An 18,744-nucleotide genomic window follows, 5' to 3' on the forward strand; every position below is an offset into this window, starting at 1 on the left:
AATGGACTTTTTTTAATATTTGAACGAAGTGTTCAATTTGATTTTACAATCCGCCACTGATTTTTTATACGGTGGAGACTATAATCCAGATCAATGGCCTAAAGAAACTTGGTCTAAGGATATTCATATTTTTAAGCAGGCGGAAATTAATTCGGCAACGATTAATATTTTTTCATGGGCACTGCTTGAGCCCAAAGAGGATAGATTTGATTTTTCAAAGTTGGATAAGATTGTTGAGGAGTTATCTGAAGCTAACTTTAAAATTGTCATGGGAACTTCGACGGCTGCAATGCCAGCCTGGATGTTTAAGAAATATCCGGATGTTGCTCGTGTTGATTATCAGGGGAGACGACACGTTTTTGGGCAGCGACATAACTTTTGTCCGAATAGCAAAAATTTAGTGGATACCAGGATATTTTAACTGGCAAAAAGGCAAATAAAAAGATAGAAAGGTGGGATGTCCAGATTTTAACTAAATAACGTTTTAAAAAATTTTTCCCATATATTTGAGAAGTCGAGCTTAATACTTGGCTTCTTTTTCATTTTACATAAATACTTTATTTATTTAAGTAAACTATTTACTAAATAGAGCTAAGAGTATATACTAATACTTGAAAACGATTACAGAATAAAACTTGAGGTAAAAACTATGAATAAAGAAGAACTACTTAAGAAATACGAAGAAACTTTTAACGAAAAGGCAAAGGACGTATTTTTCTCTCCAGGTCGAATTAATGTAATTGGAGAACACACTGACTACAACGGTGGACACGTCTTTCCGGCCGCAATCAGTTTAGGTGTTTATGGAGTCTATGGTCCAAGAGAAGACAAAAAAGTGCGTCTTTATTCAGGCAACGTAGATGGCGAGATCGTTGAATTTGATATTGATGATACAACTGCTGAAAAAGATAAAGACCGTTTCTGGGCTAACTATTTCAAGGGTATGATCACTTATTTACGTGAGAAATATAATGGCATTGATCATGGCTTTAACTTATATATCGAAGCTAATTTGCCATCAGGTTCAGGTCTTTCATCAAGTGCTGCCATTGAAATGTTAATGGGAATCATCTTGAAAGATGAATTTAACTTAGACGTTGATCGCGTTAGCCTAGCCAAGATGGGTCAAAGAACTGAAAATGAATTTGTCGGCTTAAATTCAGGAATTATGGATCAATTTGCCTGCATTATGGGTAAAAAAGATAGTGCAATTTTCTTAGACTGCAACACCTTAAAGTATGAATACATGCCACTTGCATTAGGCGATTACGAAATTATTATCATGGCAACTAACAAACCACATACTTTAGCTGATTCTGCTTATAATGATAGGGTTGCTGAATGTGGTCGTGCTCTTAAAAAGTTGCAACAAAAGCTTGATATTAAGGCATTAGGTGAACTTGATAACGATGCTTTTGATGAATATTCTTACCTCATCAATGATGAAACAGAAATTAAACGTGCGCGTCATGCAGTTAGTGAAAATCAAAGAACTTTACGTGCAACTCAAGCAATGAAAGACGGCGATCTTGAAAAACTTGGTCGTTTAATTAATGCTTCTCACGAATCTCTTCACTATGATTATGAAGTAACTGGTAAAGAGCTCGATACTTTGGCAGAAGCTTCATGGAAACAACCTGGAGTGCTCGGTGCCAGAATGATCGGCGGTGGCTTTGGCGGTAGTGCAATTGCTATTGTTAAGAAGTCAGAGGCTGAGAACTTTAAGAAGAATGTTGGTAAGATTTACCGCGATACAATCGGTTATGATGCTAGCTTCTATGATGCAGAAATCGTTGATGGTACTAAGAGAATTTAATTAGTGTGAGAAGGGAAAGTTATGAAGGTTATTGAAAAATTTGCGGATGAAGTTATTAATAGCGGTGCTTACGAGCCATTAGATCGAGTATATGTTATTAACAAAATTAGAGGATTAGTTGGTGATCATGATGAAGAAGAAAACGATAAGCCAGCTGCCAAGCAATTAGTTGACTTGGCCGTTAAAAATGAAAAAATTCCTGACGATATCACCTCACGTGAAGTATTAAATGATCAACTTTATGATTTAGCTACACCAACACCATCTAAGACTAATAGTATTTTCTGGCAAAAAATGCAAAAGTCTTCAGAGAAGGCTACAGATTGGTTTTATAAATTATGTGAAGACAATAATTATGTTAAAAAAGAGGCTATTGCCAAAAATGTTGTCTTCTCCGGCACTAGCTCAAAAGGTCATGGCTTAGAAATTACGATTAATTTATCTAAACCTGAAAAAGATCCTAAGGCTATTGCTGCAGCGGCACATGCAACAGGCAAGAAGTATCCTCAATGTGCACTTTGCCTTGAAAATGAAGGTTATTTAGGTGGCTATGGTAAAAATGCCCGTTCTAATTTAAGAATCATTCGTATGAATATCGCAGGTCGTCCATGGGGCGTCCAATATTCACCATATGCTTACTTTAATGAACACTGTATTTTCTTAGATCAAAAGCATATTCCAATGGTGATCAATCAACAAACTTTAATTAATTTGGTAGAAATTGAAAAGATGTTGCCACATTACTTTGTTGGTTCTAACGCTGACTTACCAATTGTTGGTGGCTCAATGTTAGCACATGAGCACTATCAAGGTGGTCGTCATACCTTCCCAATGATGAAGGCAGGCATCAAGAAGACCATTGTCTTTGATTCATACCCAACTGTAATGGCTGGGATCGTTGACTGGCCAATGAGCGACTTGCGTTTAACTAGTGAAAATTCACTTGACTTAATTGACCTTGGTGCAAAGATTATCAAATTCTGGGATAACTATTCAGACACTGCACGCAGCATTAAAGCTTACGATGGTAAGACTCGTCACCACACGGTAACGCCAATCATGCACCGTGAAGGCAAGAACTTCGTGCTCGATCTAGTTTTGCGTGATAACAATACTAGTGATCAATATCCTTTGGGCATTTTCCACCCACACGAAAAGTTATGGCACATTAAGAAGGAAAACATCGGCTTAATTGAAGTAATGGGTCGTGCTATTTTGCCAGGACGTCTTAAGAGTGAACTTGAAGAAGTAAAGAAATACTGGCTGGGTGAAGATAACAATATGGCTGCTAGTCATAAAGAATGGGCTGATCAAGTTAAGGCTGAAAACGAAATTAGCTGGGACAATGTTGATCAAGTAATGCAGCAATCACTTGTCGAAGTATTTGAACAAGTTCTTCAAGATGCTGGCGTGTTTAAGAATGATGCAGACGGTGATGAAGGCTGGGATAAATTTATTACAGCTTTAACCAAAAAGATTAAGTAAAGTAATTGAAGCGAGATCTTGAGGGTCTCGCTTTTTGTTACCGGTAACGCATATGTTATTGATAAGAAATACTTTATAATATTAATGAAAGCGAATACAAAAAAGAAAAGGCGAGAACATGAAAACAAGTTTTAATAAATATGGTCGAAAAGATGGCAAAGATCTTTGTGAAATTAGTTTAAAAAATGACAACGGCATGGTTGTTAAGGTACTTAACTATGGTGCAACGCTAGAAAAAGTTTTGCTTAACGACAAGAATATGATTTTGTCATTAAATTCACCAGCTGATTATTCTCAAGAAAGAAATTATTTAGGTGGTACAGTTGGCCGAATTGCCGGTAGAGTCAGAAAAGGTCAATGGAGACATGGTCTTGAAATTCATCAATTGCCAATCAACGAAGGTGAGAATCACATTCATGGCGGAATTGGTACAGATACTGAAGTATGGGATTTTGAACCTTCTTGTGATGAAAACAGTGCACGAGTAGATTTAACGTTATTTGATCCAGATGGTCATAATGATTATCCAGGCAATTTAAAGATTCATGTCAAATATGAATTGGACAATGATGATACTTTGCATTATTCAATTAATGCGGTGAGTGACCAATTAACTATTTTTAATCCGGTAAATCATGTTTACTTTACCTTGGGTGAAAAAGATAATATCAAAAATCTTAAGCTAAAAATGAATGCTGATTATTATTTGCCAGTTGATCACTCTGGAATGTCTGATCGTGGAATGGAAGAAGTTGCTGGCACTGCTTTTGATTTTAGAAAGACTAAGCGTGTAGGGGATGCTTTGGAAGCTGACGATCCTCAAATCAAAGACAGAGGAGGCATGGATCATCCATTTATTTTAAATGGCAATCGGCCTGGCGCTGTTTTAAGTTCAAATGAACGTAAGGTGACCGTGAATACTGATGCACCATCATTGATTATTTATACTGGAAATGGTTTTGATCATACTGGAAAATATACCTCTGATTTCGGCCAATATGCGGGAATTACTTTTGAAGCACAAATTCCACCGGCTGAAGGCAATGATTTGGGGCGCATTACTTTGTTACCAGGTGAAGAATTTAAGCGCAATGTAAGTTGGAAGTTTGAGTAAAAATATAGGATTGGAAATTGTGGTTTCCAATCCTTTTTTGCTTGTCTCAATGTTTAATACAAGTAATAATTTTCTTAAGATAGTACAATTCAGCTATAGTTTATGAAACGAGGTAACTATATGCGTTTAGGAAAAGTGATTATTATATCTGCACTCTTGGGAGTCAGTACTCCGTTTTTAGTAAAGCAGACTCCAGTTGTTCAAGCAGCACAAGAAACGCAAAATAATACGTTTACTCTGGAAATTGCTTCTTATGCTTATCGCAAAGATGGTAAACAGGTTCATCTAGATGAGTTGCGGGATGCAAATGGAGAGAAAGTGGCTTTAAAACAAAATGGCCAGGTCACTTTGATTCCGAAGGGAACAGTTCTTAAATATTATGGTAAGCCAACTCCTTTGAAAACATATATTGGTACTTCGTCTCAGACTAGTAACGGCGATATTAAGATGTATTACAGCATTGGCAATGGTTATTATATTAATGCTAAAAATGTTGGCTTGCCAAATGGCCCAGCCAATTTGACTATCGATCATAATTCATATGTATACAATTACAAAGGCCAACGTAAAAAGGCTAAAACAATTAAAAAGAATACTACTTTAGAAGTACCTGGTGAATTTGAAGAAATTAATTCACCTAAAAAGTTTTATTCTGAGTACTTGTCTTCCTCTGGTATTAAATTTGTTTCTTGGCAAAAGCGGCATCGTTTTTGGTTAAAGTATAAGACAATTCATGGTAAACAATACTACCGCATTGGCAAGAATCGCTATATCAAGGCAAATAATGTGCGCTATCTTGATGGTAAGCCGATTTACGTCGATGAGAAAGAGACTACCGTTGTTTTGAAGAGCAGTCAGCAAATCGTCAATAGAAATTCTAATCGTGAAAGTGGACGTTACTATAAAAAAGGTAAGAAACTAGTAGTTGATAAGTATATTTCAACTTTCCGCGGCTATCCTGATGACTTCTGGTTCAAAACAGGAGTTGGAGATTCAGTTTTCTACCATGTTAAAGGAACTAAAGATGATTGGGTTTGGGGACGTGTCTCCGAAGTTGATGTCAAACGTCATATTGAGCCGGTTAATGTTTTTAACCAAAAGAATACAACTATTCAGGCAAAGCCGGAAATTACCAAGGCTGCGATTTACAATAGTCATGGTGAACAAGAGTATGACGACAAGTTCTTAAAAGCTACTAATTACAATCAAGCTGGATATTATCCAATAATTGTTAAAGAACTAAAATATATTTACGTTCCAAGTAGCAAGAAAGTAGAGTTGTTCTATCGGATAAAGAATGATGATTTCATGCAATTCTTTGTTAATAAAGAGAGGAAAGGCATTGGATCGGACCCTAGAATTAACGACTTCTATTTGAAAGTTGAAGACTTTGAATATGTTGCTGGTCCAAAATTAACGCCAGTTAACACGCCTGCTGAAGCTGAGAAAGATAAATAATGGAGAATCAATAAGTAAAAAAGATTGGAAACCAAATGATTTCCAATCTTTTTATTTCGTCAAACTTTGGCGATAGATTTTTGGACTGAAGCCAGAATACTTCTTGAATGCCTTTGAAAAGGTAAATTCATCATTATAACCAATAATTCTTGAAATCTCCTGAATCGTATTATCAGTATTAGCTAGATATTCTTTAGCTTGTTCCATCCGTAAATTGATCAAAAATTGTTGTGGAGAAAGCCCTAGATTGTTTTTAAAAAGAGTATAAAGATAACTGCGAGAAAGATCCATCTTGTTGCAAAGATCAATGATTGACAGAGATGAATCTTCGAAGTTTTGTCTTAAATAAGTAATAGCAGCACGCAATTGCTCGTCCTTAGTGGCTGAATTCTTTCTTCTCTTGGTAGGATATTCAATATTCAAATTGTAAAAAGTGTAATAAAGCAAAGCTTCGATCAGTATGTCATTAGTAAGAGAGCTAGGTGAATGTGCGGCCTCAAATAAATTCTGCAGGCTCTGACAAAATTTGCTGTCCTGAACCTGCCTTAAATAATTTTGCGTAGATAAAATTGAGTCTGAAAGCATCGCTCTAATTTTAATACCGGATAATCCTAACCAAAAATAACTCCAAGGCTCTTTACTATCTGCTTGATAAAAGCAGGGTACGCCTTTAGGAAGAATAAACACATCCCCAGCTTGCAAGGTAACCATGGAGTGATTTGCCGAAGCAAAAGTTCCCTTGCCTCGTTGAATGTAGTGAATAACATAGTTATCACGTACATTATTGCCTTTAAAAGTATAATTAGGCGCACAATTTTCTTGTCCCCAGAATAAAATATTGCTTTCTAAGCTTTTATTGCTTAATGCTCTGTATGATCCATCCATAAAAATTCCTCAATTTTACTATTTATACATGTCTTTATGTCTTTAGATTTGCTATATAATACAATGATATCACTGATTGGTGAATTAAACATGTTTTTATGTTCATTAAAAATAATGACATAAATCGTGATGACAGTGCTATGGTTAAAAATTCTTCTCTGACAGATAATAATAACTATAATGAAAGCGAATACATGAACGCTATAGAGGGGGAAAGATCTGATGAAAAAAGATCAAGGAAAAATGTCAATAGGCGCACGACTAGCTTATAGTTTTGGTGCCTTTGGTAATGATTCATTCTATGGATTGTTATCAGGATATTTAATTATGTTTATTACGTCACACTTGTTTAATACTGGTAATGCGGCAGAAGATGCCAAAATGATCAGTATCGTGACATTGATTATCATGGGTTTAAGAATTGTAGAATTATTCATTGACCCATTTATCGGTAATGCGATTGACCGTACTAAAACTCGTTGGGGTCACTTCCGTCCATGGGTTGTAGTTGGTGGTTCAATCTCTGCAGTCATTCTTTTAATGTTATTTACTAACCTAGGTGGTTTGTATCAAAAGAATGCTATCTTATACATGATTGTCTTTGGTGTTTTGTATATCACCATGGATATCTTCTATTCATTTAAGGATGTCGGCTTTTGGTCAATGCTTCCATCATTAACTACTGATTCACGTGAACGTGAAAAGACAGCTACTTATGCTCGTGTTGGTTCAACTGTCGGTGGTGGTTTAGTTGGTATCCTAGTTATGCCAGCTGTAATCTTCTTCTCAGCCAAAGCTACTTCAACTGGTGATGACAGAGGTTGGTTTATTTTTGCAGCAATCATTTGTGGTATCGCATTTGTTTCTGCTTGGTGTGTTGGTTTATTCACTCGTGAAGTAAACAGTGATATTCGTAAGAATAAAAAAGATACTAAAGGTATCGTTGGTATCTTTAAAGCATTATCTGGTAACGACCAATTAATGTGGGTAGCTTTAGCTTACTTATTCTACGGTATTGGTATTAACATTACCAACTCTCTTGAAGTCTACTACTTCACTTACATTATGGGTATGCCAAAGGCATTCTCAATCTTTTCAACCATTAACATTTTATTAGGTATTATTGCAACATCATTGTTCCCGATCTTGTCTAAGAGAATGAGTCGTAAAGCACTTTTCACAAGTTGCTTAGTTGTAATGCTTTGTGCAATGGGAATCTTTGCTTTTGCAGGTAGCAATCTTCCATTAGTTTTACTTGCTGCATCATTATTCGGTTTCCCACAACAAATGGTTTTCTTGATCGTTTTAATGATTATTACCGACTCTGTTGAATATGGTCAATTAAAACTTGGTCACCGTGACGAATCACTTGCTTTGTCAGTTCGTCCATTGATCGATAAATTCGGTGGTGCCGTTTCTAACGGTGTTGTTGGTCAAATTGCCATCATGGCAGGTATGACTACAGGTGCAACAGCCGCATCAATTACCGCTGCTGGTAAGATGAACTTTAAGTTGATGATGTTTGCTGTACCAGCCGTAATGCTTGTTATTGCGATTATTATCTTTGCTACTAAGGTCATCTTAAGTGAACAAAAGCACGCAGAAATTGTTGCTGAACTTGAAAAAACTTGGGGTAAGAAGTATGCTGGCGATCAAGATGCTGCTAAGTCAGCTACTGGTCAAATTGAATTAGCTACTCCAATTGCTGGTAAGTTAATGAATTTATCAGAAGTTAACGATCAAACATTCTCAAGTGGCTCTGTTGGCCAAGGCTTTGCAATTAAGCCAGAAGATGGTCGAGTATTAGCACCATTTGACGCAACTGTTCGTCAGGTCTTTACTACTAGACACGCAGTTGGTCTTGTTGGTGATAATGGATTAGTATTATTAATTCACATTGGTCTTGGCACCGTTAAATTAAAGGGTACTGGCTTTGTCTCATATGTTGAAGAAGGTCAAAAAGTTAAGAAGGGCCAAGAATTAATCGAATTCTGGGATCCAACTATTAAGAAGGCTGGACTTGATGATACTGTAATTGTAGTAGTTACTAACTCAAATGAATTTGAAAATATTAAATTAACAGCTAAGGCAGGTACTGAGGTCAAGGCAGAAGATGAAGTCATGACTTTGGCAGCTAAAGAAAAAGTTGAAGCTAAATAGGAGAAAAATTATGGCAGAAGAATTAATTACTTTCGACGAAAAGAATAAAGTCTTTCATCTTCATAATGAGCAAATTTCATATCTTCTTTCAGTAGAAGATGGCGATACGCTTTGTCATTTATACTTCGGTAAAAAAGTAAATAATTATCATAATGAATTGCGTTACCCAAGAGTCGATCGTGGTTTTTCCGGTAACTTACCTGGCTCATTAGATAGAACTTTTTCTCGCGATTCTTTACCTAAGGAATATAGTACAGCAGGCGAAATGGATTATCATACGCCAGCTGCGGTTGTCCGCCAAAAAGATGGTTCTAATGCTTTGTTTTTAACTTACAAGGATTACCAAATTGTGGATGGTAAGCCGGACTTGAAAGGATTGCCTCATTCATGGGTAAAGGATAATAATGAAGCTCAAACTTTGATCATTACTCTTGAGGATCAAAAGACTAAGCTTGATTTTGACTTATTGTACACCATCTACCGTGATCGTCCTGTAATTGTAAGATCAGTAAAGGTTAAAAATTCAGGCGATGAAACAGTCAATATTGAAAAAGTTGCTTCAATGCAGCTTGATTTTGTCGATCGCAACTTTGATTCAATTACTTTACCGGGTGCTCACGCCCATGAAAGAAGAGTGGATCGCGAACACATTAACCAAGGTATTCACGTCTTTTCTAGTCACCGCGGTACTTCCAGTCACCAAATGAATCCATTCTTGGCTTTAGTTGATCCAGATACCAATGAATTTAATGGGGATGCTTATGGTTTTGCCTTTGTTTACTCTGGTAATCATAAGTTTGAAGTTGAAAAAGATCAATTTGCTCAGACTCATGTTAATGTTGGTATTAATGATTTCAACTTTAACTGGCAACTACCTGCTGGGGATGAATTCCAAACTCCAGAAGTCTTGATGGTTTACTCAGATCAAGGTTTAAACAAGATGAGTCAAGCATTCCATAGCTTGATTCATGATCGAATTATTCGTAGTAAATACAAGAATGAAGTACGTCCAATCTTAGTTAATAACTGGGAAGCAACCTACTTTGATTTTAATGAAGATAAGTTAAAGACTATTGTAGATGATGCTAAGAAGCTTGGCATTGAGATGTTCGTTTTAGATGATGGCTGGTTTGGTCATCGTGATGACGATAATACTTCATTAGGTGATTGGAAAGTTTATAAAAAGAAGTTTCCAAATGGTTTAGGACATTTTGCAGATTATGTTCACGATCAAGGGATGAAATTTGGTCTATGGTTTGAACCTGAAATGATTTCATATGATTCTGATCTTTACAAAGAACATCCAGATTATTTGATGCATGTTCCTGGCAGAAAACCAAGTCCATCCAGAAATCAATACTTGCTTGACTTGGGACGCAAGGAAGTACGCGACAATATTTATAACCAAATGGAAAAGATCTTGGGATCAGGCAAGATTGACTATATTAAGTGGGACATGAATCGTCACTTATCAGATATCTATGAAGCTGATTTACCAGCTAATCGTCAAGGTGAAGTTTACCACCGTTATGTATTAGGTCTTTATGATTTACTTGAAAGAATAGTTGATGCTCATCCAGATCTGTTAATTGAAGGCTGCTCAGGCGGTGGCGGTAGATTTGATGCCGGTATGGCTTACTATGACCCACAAATCTGGGCTAGTGATGATAGCGATGCGATTGATCGTTTAACCATTCAATATGGTACAAGTTTGGTTTACCCGCAATCAATGATGACTTCTCACGTTTCAGTTAGTCCTAATGAACAAAATGGCAGAATTACTCCATTTAATACCCGTGGCGTTGTTGCCATGTGGGGTGATCTTGGTTATGAACTTGATTTAACTAAGATGAATGAGGAAGATCGTGAAGCTGTCGCAAAGCAGGTGGCGGAATACAAGAAGATTAGAAAAGTTACTCAATTTGGTAAGTTCTACCGCTTGAAATCCGCTCAAACCAGCAATCAATGTGCTTGGGAAACTGTTTCAGATGATCAAAATGAGGCGGTTTTGAGCGTAGTCAAAGTAATGGCTTCAGCTCAGCCATATTTAACTAAGACTAAATTAGTTGGCCTTGATCTAAATAAACAATATGAAGATCAAAGAACGCACCAAGTTTATGGCGGCGACGAATTGATGAATATGGGTATCTATGATCCAGTTGAACATGGTGACTTTAAGGCTTATATGTACTACTTCAAAGCAATAAAATAGGAGTAAATTATGGCAATTACAAATAAGGTCATGCTAATTACTTATCCAGATAGCTTGGGTAAAAATTTAACAGAATTAAACGAAGTTTTAGAAAATGACTTAAAAGGTGCAGTTGGTGGCATTCACTTGTTGCCATTCTTTCCCTCAACTGGTGACCGCGGTTTTGCGCCAACTGATTACACTACAGTAGATCCTAAGTTGGGTGATTGGGCTCAGGTTGAAGCATTAGGTGAAAAATATTACTTGATGTTTGACTTCATGATTAACCATATTTCTAGACAATCTAAATATTATCAGGATTTTCAAGAGCACAAAGACAAAAGTCCATATGCCAAGCTGTTTCTTAGCTGGGACAAGTTCTGGCCTGAAGGCCGTCCTACTCAAGCTGATGTTGATTTAATTTATAAGCGTAAGGACCGTGCGCCTTATCAGGAAATAACCTTTGCCGATGGTACCAAAGAGAAGTTATGGAACACTTTTGGACCTGAACAAATTGATTTGGATGTTCGTCAAAAAGTAACTCAAAAGTTTATCAAAGATACTTTGATTAGCCTAATTAAACATGGGGCAGATATTATTCGCTTAGATGCCTTTGCTTATGCAGTTAAGAAACTTGATACCAATGATTTCTTCGTTGAACCAGAAATCTGGGACTTATTGAAGCAAGTTCAAGACGATATTGCAGACGAGGGTGCAACCATTTTACCGGAAATTCATGAGCATTATTCAATGCCATTCAAGATTGCTAAGCATGGCTACTTTATCTATGATTTTGCCTTGCCAATGGTAACTTTGTATTCACTGTATTCTGGCAAGAGCAATCGTCTTGCTGCCTGGCTTAAGAAATGCCCGATGAAGCAATTTACAACTTTGGATACCCATGACGGCATTGGTGTGGTTGATGCGCGTGATATCCTTTCTCCTGAGGAGATCGACTATACCAGTCAAGAGCTATATAAAGTTGGTGCCAACGTTAAGAAGAAGTATTCTAGTGCTGAATATCATAACTTAGACATTTATCAAATCAATACTACGTTTTATTCAGCTCTTGGTGATGATGATCAAAAGTACTTCATGGCACGACTCTTGCAAGTCTTTGCACCAGGCATTCCACAAGTTTATTATGTTGGAATGCTAGCTGGTAAAAATGATATTAAACTGCTGGAAGAAACGAAAGAAGGCAGAAATATCAACCGTCATTATTACAGCAAAGCAGAGATTGAAAAAGAAATTCAACGTCCGGTTGTTGCATCATTACTCAAGCTCTTCACTTTTAGAAATACAGAAGCTGCATTTGACTTGAATGGTTCAATTGATATTTCTACTCCTAATGAAAATGAAATTCGAATCGTCCGTATGAATAAAGAACAAACTAGAAAAGCTGAACTAGTTGCAAACTTGAAAGATTTAACTTATCAAGTGCTAGTGAATGGTGAACAGATAAAATTCTAACCCCTTTCTCTTACTCTCTCTCAATTTAAAAAGCATATGTCGATAATTATTCGATGTATGCTTTTTCATTTGTAATCTTAATTCCTTAATAATTGTTCCTTCAAAGAAAAGTCAAATTTCATTGTTATGATGAATATAGGAAGAAGGGATAAATGTTGAATATTTACGGAGAATATACCCCTGTTTTAGATAAATTGCTTAAACAAATGACGGAGCAATTTACTACTTTAAATCAAAATTATGAAAAAAAGTATCACGAAAGACTTTATGAACACTTGTGTGGTCGAGTTAAAAGCGAAAAGAGCATGGAAGATAAATGCCAACGGAAGGGATTACCACTTACGCCCAATTCTGCCTTAAGGGAAAATCGAGATAGCGTTGGTTTACGTATCGTCTGCAATTTTGTCGATGATATCTACACTTGCATTGCAGCTATTAAAAAATGGGACAACGTTAGTGTAGTGAAAGAAAAAGATTATATTACTAATGCTAAACCTAATGGTTATCGTTCCTATCATATGATTTTAGATGTAATGGTTCCCGAGCAAGATGTCGATGGTAATATTCCAGGACATTATTTTGTCGAAGTACAATTAAGAACAATTGCCATGGATACTTGGGCAAGCTTAGAGCATGAAATGAAGTATAAACATCAAATCAAGAATCCAGAAATGATTGGTAAAGAACTGAAAAGAGTTGCTGATGAATTGGCATCTTGTGACATTAGTATGCAAACCATCAGACAATTGATTAGAGAAGGGGATTGATTATTTAATGAAGATTTTAGTCGCAGAAGATGAACCACAACTACTCAGAGTATTAACTGTTGCCATGCAAAAGGCAGGTTATGAAGTTGATCCTGTCGATAATGGCTTAAAAGCCGTTGAACACACTAAGGAAAATTCATATGATGTCATTATCTTGGACATTATGATGCCGGTAATGGATGGAATTACCGCTTTAAAAAAAATTAGAAAAAGTGGTGATAAGTCATATATTTTAATGCTTACCGCAAAGTCAGAAATTGATGATCGAGTAACTGGCCTTGATAGTGGGGCAGACGATTATATAACTAAACCATTCTCATTAAAAGAATTGCTGGCTAGACTGCGTTCAAAGGAGAGAAGAGAGGATGACTTTACTCCTAATGAAGTGAGCGTTGGTGATGTTACTCTGAATGTGTCTGAACAAGAATTAGTGAGTCATAATTCCATTCGGTTAAATGGACAAGAAACGCAGTTGATGGATTACTTTATTTTGAATGAAGGAAAAGAATTATCGACTGAAGAATTACTTAGCCATGTATGGCGCAATGACAAAGATGCAAACAGCGACATAGTTTGGATATATGTCTCCTATTTAAGACAAAAATTGCAATCAATTCAAAGTTCTGTGAAGATTAACGGAATAAAAGATGGTAATTATAGCTTAGTTAAGTAGGTGATAAGATGATTCAAAAATTTCGCTGGAAATTTATTGGTGCTTCTGTCGCTGCTTTATTGATAGTTTTGTTAATTACACTAGGTAGTTTGGTAGGAATTACTCGTATTCAAAATCAAAATGAAATTAATCGAGTTTTGACCGCTTTAGTAAAAAATGAGGGTCATCTTTCACCGCATAATGCACAGCCGGCTTTTGGCAATCAGGATGACTTAATTAATCGGAATTTTTTAGCGGGAAAATATAATCCTGAAGCTGTTTATCAATATCGCTATTTTGCCGTAACAGTTGATGCTAGCCATCAAGTTAAGGTTATTAATAACAATAACGTTTATAAGATTAAAAATACTGAAATTGCTGATATTACTCGCAGAACATTGGCTGAACATAATAAGCAAGGAAATATTAAGGCGGGACAAAATCAGTATGCTTATAGAGTTACCAAAGATTCAGCTGGTCAAACTTTAATCGTCTTTTTAAATGAGACCTTAATTTATAATCGTTTTTGGTTGATGTTCAGAGTGGCAGTGGTTTTAGGAATTGGCGCATTAATTGTATTCGCATTAGTGCTAATCTTAGTTTCTCGCAGAGCAATTAAGCCGATTATTGATACATATCACAAGCAGCAGGAATTTATTACTAATGCGGGGCATGAGCTGAAGACACCTTTAGCGGTGATTTCTGCTAATGCCGAAATGGAAGAAATGATAGGTAATGACTCGGAATGGAATCAAAGTACCAAAGAACAGGTTGATAAGCTATCTAAATTAGTTAATCGATTAATTTCATTAGCTAGAGCGGGTGAAACGGGAGAATTAACTTTAAGTAAAGTTAATTTCTCAAAAATTGTTGAACAATCAACTCAAGATTTTAAATCGATCATGAAAAAGAATGACCTGACATATCAGGTTTCTATTCGTGAAGGATTAAATGTAATTGCTGAAAAGCATTCATTGGCAGAAATCATTAATATTTTACTTGATAATGCTAGAAAATATTGTGATCCACATGGCAGAATTAGAGTGGAATTATCCAAGAGTCCTTTGAGCAAGAATGCTGTTTTGCGTATCAGCAATACTTATAAAGAAGGCAAAAACAAAAATTATACTCACTTTTTTGAAAGATTTTATCGAGAAGATGAATCGCATAATTCTAAAAAAGGCGGCTTTGGCATCGGTCTCGCGATGGCACGCGAGTTAGTACAGGCTTTTCGTGGCAAGATCTCAGTTGGCTACAAGGGCGAAGACATTGTTTTTACCGTTAGTCTTAAAATAGTCAAATAGTTTCTTGATAGTTGTATAATAAAAATAGAAATCGAGGGACTGATTTGACTAAGAGAAAATCTATTTATAGCAAAGATGTTGTCTTAGTAATGGCAGCATCTTTTTTCTTTATGTTTAGCACGATGTTTGTTAACCCACTGATTAATGGGTACGCTAAAAAATTAGGAGCCAGCAGTGCCTTTGCCGGCGTGATTGTTGGGATTATGAGTATAGCGGCCATGTTTTTACGCCCTGTTGCAGGTAACTTAACTGATAAATTTTCAAAGTATCGTTTGTCTTTAATTGGCGGTGTTTTGATCTTGATTGGCGTGTTAGGCTATATTTTTACTCCATCAAGTGGACTGTTGTTATTATTTAGACTAATCAACGGAACGGGCTATGTTCTGTGTACTGTTTGCATGACAACCTGGCTAGCATTTTTAGTACCGCGTCAACACGTAGGTGAAGCGATGGGCTTTTACGGTTTAATGAATGCACTAGCTATGGCATTAGCACCAGCGCTTTCAATTAATATTTATCAAAAAATTGGTTATCGTGAAAGTTTAATTGCTGCAGCGATTGCGGCCTTTTTGATGATTGTGGTGATTCAGTTTGTTGGCAATCATGCTTTGCCACTTAAGAAAAAAGGACAGACGCAGAAAAAGCACTTTAAGATTATACAGATGAACGTTTTGCCAGTCGCAATTTTAACCACGTTGTTTGGAATGCCCTATTTTATTACGCAGGCTGATATTGTGACTTATGTTGAACAGCGTCATTTAACTGTCGCTGTTGGTAGTTACTTTTTGATTTATGCGTTAGTCTTATTAGTGATCAGAATAGGCTTAAAGCGGTATTTTGATACTGTTCGTTTTGGTGTGTGGTTCTGGCTTAGTCTGGTGTCTACTGCAGCTTATATCTTTTTATTGGCAGTGATGAATAATAACTGGCAAATGGCCTTAGCTGCTGCTGGAATGGCGTTGGGCTATGGTATTATTTATTCCGTTTTGCAGTCTACGGCATTATTGCTTGCCCCCATTGAGGAGCAAGGTTTAGCCAGTTCTACTTTTTACCTGGGATTGGACGTTGCAATGTCCTTTGGCCCGATGATTAGTGGGGTAGTTGACAGCGTATTGCCGGTTAAATATTTTTATTGGGTTGATTTGGTATTGGTACCTCTGATGTTAGTAGTTTACTTTATTTGGCGCAAGCGACTTAATGGAGCAATTGATCACCATTAACAGAGAAAGGAAAATATTATGAGTGACTATTTAGTAAAATCTAAACTTGAAGATACAGAATGGCAGATTAAGAGTGATGCTCGTGACCATAGCTTTATTTGTGATGTAAGTGATGACAAGTACAATGCAGGACCTAATCCAGTTGAATATTTGTGCGGCAGCGTTAATTCTTGCATTGAAATATCGGCAGGGATGATTAATAAAATCCATCATCTTGGTATTAAAAATCTTCGTATTGAAAATCAAGCTAAAACAGAAAAATTAGACCATGGCAAATCTGTGGTTACTGAAATGAAGATTAAGGTTTTCTTTGATTCAGATATGACTAGAGCTGAAAAAGAAGAATTTTTAGCCCATAGCTTGCACGTATCTACGGTATATCAAACCCTTAAAGAAGCAATTAAGATTTATGTTGAGCTGGGATAGGGATGAATTTTGATGTCAATTTTTGATGAAGCAATTGTACTAAATGATGGTAGCTTAATACCTAAAGTTGGTGTGCAGGTTGATAATGATCAAACTTTTAATGAAGCCGTTGCAGCAGGATTTCGATTGATTGAACAGACTGCTGATCAAAAAATGTACATGCGAAAAAAGTTACCACAGCTCTTTTTGGAAACTGTGATTTCAGAGGATGTAAAGACCCGTGAGGAATTACGCAATTATTTTGCTACAGTTAGGGCTAATTTAATTAGCAGCCGTCCTGATCTTTGCTTATTAAAATTGAGTGATGATCAAAAACGTAATCAGGAAATTTGGCATGAATTGGAAGAAGCAAAGTGTAAAGGCTGGGTTAAGTGTTTAGGCGTTGCCGACGCAACTACTGATATTTTAGGTGAATTGCTTAAAGAAAAAGTTAAGCCAGTAGTAATGCAATTAAACTACGAAGATCCAGTATTAATTAATCTAGCTCGTGAGCATAAAATGCAAGTTGAGATTTCGATTAGAGAAGATATTGATGCTTTAGCAGAAATCGCAACTAAGTATAAAGTTAGTGTCATAGACTTGGTTATTAGTTACTTTAACCAAAAGAGAATTATTCCATTGATTGAAGCAGATGCGATGAAGGAACAACCTAAAGCAGATATTAAAATTCAAGCAGAAGATATGGAAATAATCGGACAATTATTTGCTAGTAATTAAGATGTAAATATAGTTGGATTTGTATTTTGATGAATAATAATGAATGTTATAATGAAACTATAAGAGTTTAAGTTAGGAGATTAATATGAAAACTAAAAAATTATTTACTTCATTAGCTGCAGCTGTGATGCTTTCAACTAGCTTAGCTGGTAGCGGTGCTGTATTAAGTCAAACTGCACATGCCGCTGATACAACTCAAACTGCAAGTACCAATTCACAAGCTAAAAAAGGTACGATGACTGTTAAATATAGAACAGTAACTGCTACTATTAAGAATACTAACCCTACTTTGTATACTATCGGTGATGATGGTAAGACACTTAAACCAGTTACTATTGGTTATACAAAAGGTCAAGCAATTCAACTTACTTACATAGTTCCAACTTCAGGGAAGAATAAAGTATATGCCATTGAAGGAACTATGAATGTTAATGGTAAGGATGTTCAATTATTTGTTCCAGAAACAGAAGTAACAGTAAGTGGTACTGTTCCAACTTTTGATGACGCTGTAAAGCAAAGAACTGCAGATGTTAAGACTATTCAAGATGCCTTTAATAACAGAGATTTAAAGTACATCGTTATAACTCCTAAGTCAAAGAAGGGCGCAAAGATTTACTACGCTTACAAGAAGACTAAGAAGTCAAAGAAGATCTACTTCAAAGCTTCTAAGAAGAAGATCAAGAAGGGCAAGAAGTTTAAGTCATCAATGATCGTTAAGCACGGTAAAACTAGATATGTTTACATTGGCAAAAAGCGCTATGTAAAGCAAAGTGCTGTTAAGTTAGTTAGTGCTAAATATGCACCAGTTAAGTTATCAGATGATCTTAAGAGCTTAATCGTAGAAAACTAAAATTAAACACAAAATGACAAAAAGTCGAGATTCGTTCATGAATCTCGGCTTTTTTGTGTTGATTAATAAAAATATTTTCTTCGTAAATTGCAATAATAACTTGAACACTTTTGTTTAGGCTGTTTGATAGATGCGATCTAATTCTCTTTCAAAGATTTCATCTGGTGTATGATAAGCCAAGATCTTTCTTGGCAATGAATTGCACCAAGTTTCAATGTCAATGATT

At 36.1% G+C, this 18,744-nt stretch carries 15 protein-coding genes and 2 pseudogenes; 15 read left to right on the forward strand and 2 right to left on the reverse strand.

Annotated elements, in window-relative coordinates:
- Nucleotides 1–40 precede the first annotated feature (40 nt).
- From CP368_RS06230 to CP368_RS06250, 5 genes and pseudogenes are all read left to right on the forward strand, one after another.
- A pseudogene (locus CP368_RS06230) lies at nt 41–397 on the forward strand (beta-galactosidase); the annotation flags it as partial.
- Between the two features lie 252 nt (nt 398–649).
- Nucleotides 650–1,816 (forward strand): galactokinase, encoded by a 1,167-nt coding sequence (locus tag CP368_RS06235; protein WP_098045861.1) that lies wholly within the window; start codon nt 650–652, stop codon nt 1,814–1,816.
- Nucleotides 1,817–1,837: 21 nt separating this feature from the next.
- Nucleotides 1,838–3,301 (forward strand): UDP-glucose--hexose-1-phosphate uridylyltransferase, encoded by a 1,464-nt coding sequence (locus tag CP368_RS06240; protein WP_098045862.1) that lies wholly within the window; start codon nt 1,838–1,840, stop codon nt 3,299–3,301.
- 118 nt (nt 3,302–3,419) lie between these two features.
- Entirely contained in the window at nt 3,420–4,415 is a 996-nt protein-coding gene (locus CP368_RS06245; RefSeq protein WP_098045863.1) for an aldose epimerase family protein, read from the forward strand.
- 120 nt (nt 4,416–4,535) lie between these two features.
- Entirely contained in the window at nt 4,536–5,873 is a 1,338-nt protein-coding gene (locus CP368_RS06250; protein WP_158227424.1) for an SLAP domain-containing protein, read from the forward strand.
- A 51-nt stretch (nt 5,874–5,924) separates the two neighbouring features.
- Here the strand turns inward: CP368_RS06250 and CP368_RS06255 are convergent, their stop codons facing one another.
- Nucleotides 5,925–6,758: an AraC family transcriptional regulator gene (locus CP368_RS06255; RefSeq protein ID WP_056945528.1), complete on the reverse strand. Its 834-nt coding sequence runs from the start codon at nt 6,756–6,758 to the stop codon at nt 5,925–5,927.
- 222 nt (nt 6,759–6,980) lie between these two features.
- Between CP368_RS06255 and CP368_RS06260 the strand changes: the two genes are divergently transcribed.
- The 10 genes from CP368_RS06260 (at nt 6,981) to CP368_RS06305 (ending at nt 18,518) form a co-directional block, all read left to right on the forward strand.
- Nucleotides 6,981–8,918: a PTS sugar transporter subunit IIA gene (locus tag CP368_RS06260; protein WP_035434136.1), complete on the forward strand. Its 1,938-nt coding sequence runs from the start codon at nt 6,981–6,983 to the stop codon at nt 8,916–8,918.
- Nucleotides 8,919–8,928: 10 nt separating this feature from the next.
- A complete protein-coding gene (locus CP368_RS06265) occupies nt 8,929–11,130 on the forward strand; it encodes an alpha-galactosidase (protein ID WP_098045865.1) in 2,202 nt (733 codons plus the stop codon).
- Between the two features lie 9 nt (nt 11,131–11,139).
- The gene (gene gtfA / locus CP368_RS06270) at nt 11,140–12,582 is read left to right on the forward strand and encodes a sucrose phosphorylase (RefSeq protein WP_098045866.1); all 1,443 of its coding nucleotides are present in this window, start codon (nt 11,140–11,142) and stop codon (nt 12,580–12,582) included.
- Nucleotides 12,583–12,737: 155 nt separating this feature from the next.
- Entirely contained in the window at nt 12,738–13,349 is a 612-nt protein-coding gene (locus CP368_RS06275; RefSeq protein WP_191451408.1) for a GTP pyrophosphokinase family protein, read from the forward strand.
- A 7-nt stretch (nt 13,350–13,356) separates the two neighbouring features.
- A complete protein-coding gene (locus CP368_RS06280; RefSeq protein ID WP_025005372.1) occupies nt 13,357–14,022 on the forward strand; it encodes a response regulator transcription factor in 666 nt (221 codons plus the stop codon).
- Between the two features lie 8 nt (nt 14,023–14,030).
- On the forward strand, nt 14,031–15,305 hold the full coding sequence (locus CP368_RS06285) for a cell wall metabolism sensor histidine kinase WalK (RefSeq protein ID WP_098045867.1): 1,275 nt from the start codon (nt 14,031–14,033) through the stop codon (nt 15,303–15,305).
- A 44-nt stretch (nt 15,306–15,349) separates the two neighbouring features.
- A complete protein-coding gene (locus CP368_RS06290; protein ID WP_098045868.1) occupies nt 15,350–16,525 on the forward strand; it encodes an MFS transporter in 1,176 nt (391 codons plus the stop codon).
- 18 nt (nt 16,526–16,543) lie between these two features.
- Nucleotides 16,544–16,951, forward strand: a complete 408-nt coding sequence (locus tag CP368_RS06295; RefSeq protein WP_025005375.1) for an OsmC family protein — start codon at nt 16,544–16,546, stop codon at nt 16,949–16,951.
- A gap of 12 nt (nt 16,952–16,963) precedes the next feature.
- Nucleotides 16,964–17,668 (forward strand): aldo/keto reductase, encoded by a 705-nt coding sequence (locus CP368_RS06300; protein ID WP_087176466.1) that lies wholly within the window; start codon nt 16,964–16,966, stop codon nt 17,666–17,668.
- 85 nt (nt 17,669–17,753) lie between these two features.
- Complete coding sequence (locus tag CP368_RS06305; protein ID WP_098043800.1) at nt 17,754–18,518, forward strand: hypothetical protein; 765 nt, start codon at nt 17,754–17,756, stop codon at nt 18,516–18,518.
- Between the two features lie 114 nt (nt 18,519–18,632).
- On the opposite strand, the pseudogene CP368_RS06310 reads toward CP368_RS06305, so the two are convergent.
- Nucleotides 18,633–18,744 (reverse strand): annotated as a pseudogene (locus tag CP368_RS06310) (IS30 family transposase); the annotation flags it as partial.

Origin of the sequence: Lactobacillus sp. UMNPBX17, from assembly GCF_002553735.1 — a bacterium.
GTDB classification, from domain to species: domain Bacteria; phylum Bacillota; class Bacilli; order Lactobacillales; family Lactobacillaceae; genus Lactobacillus; species Lactobacillus gallinarum.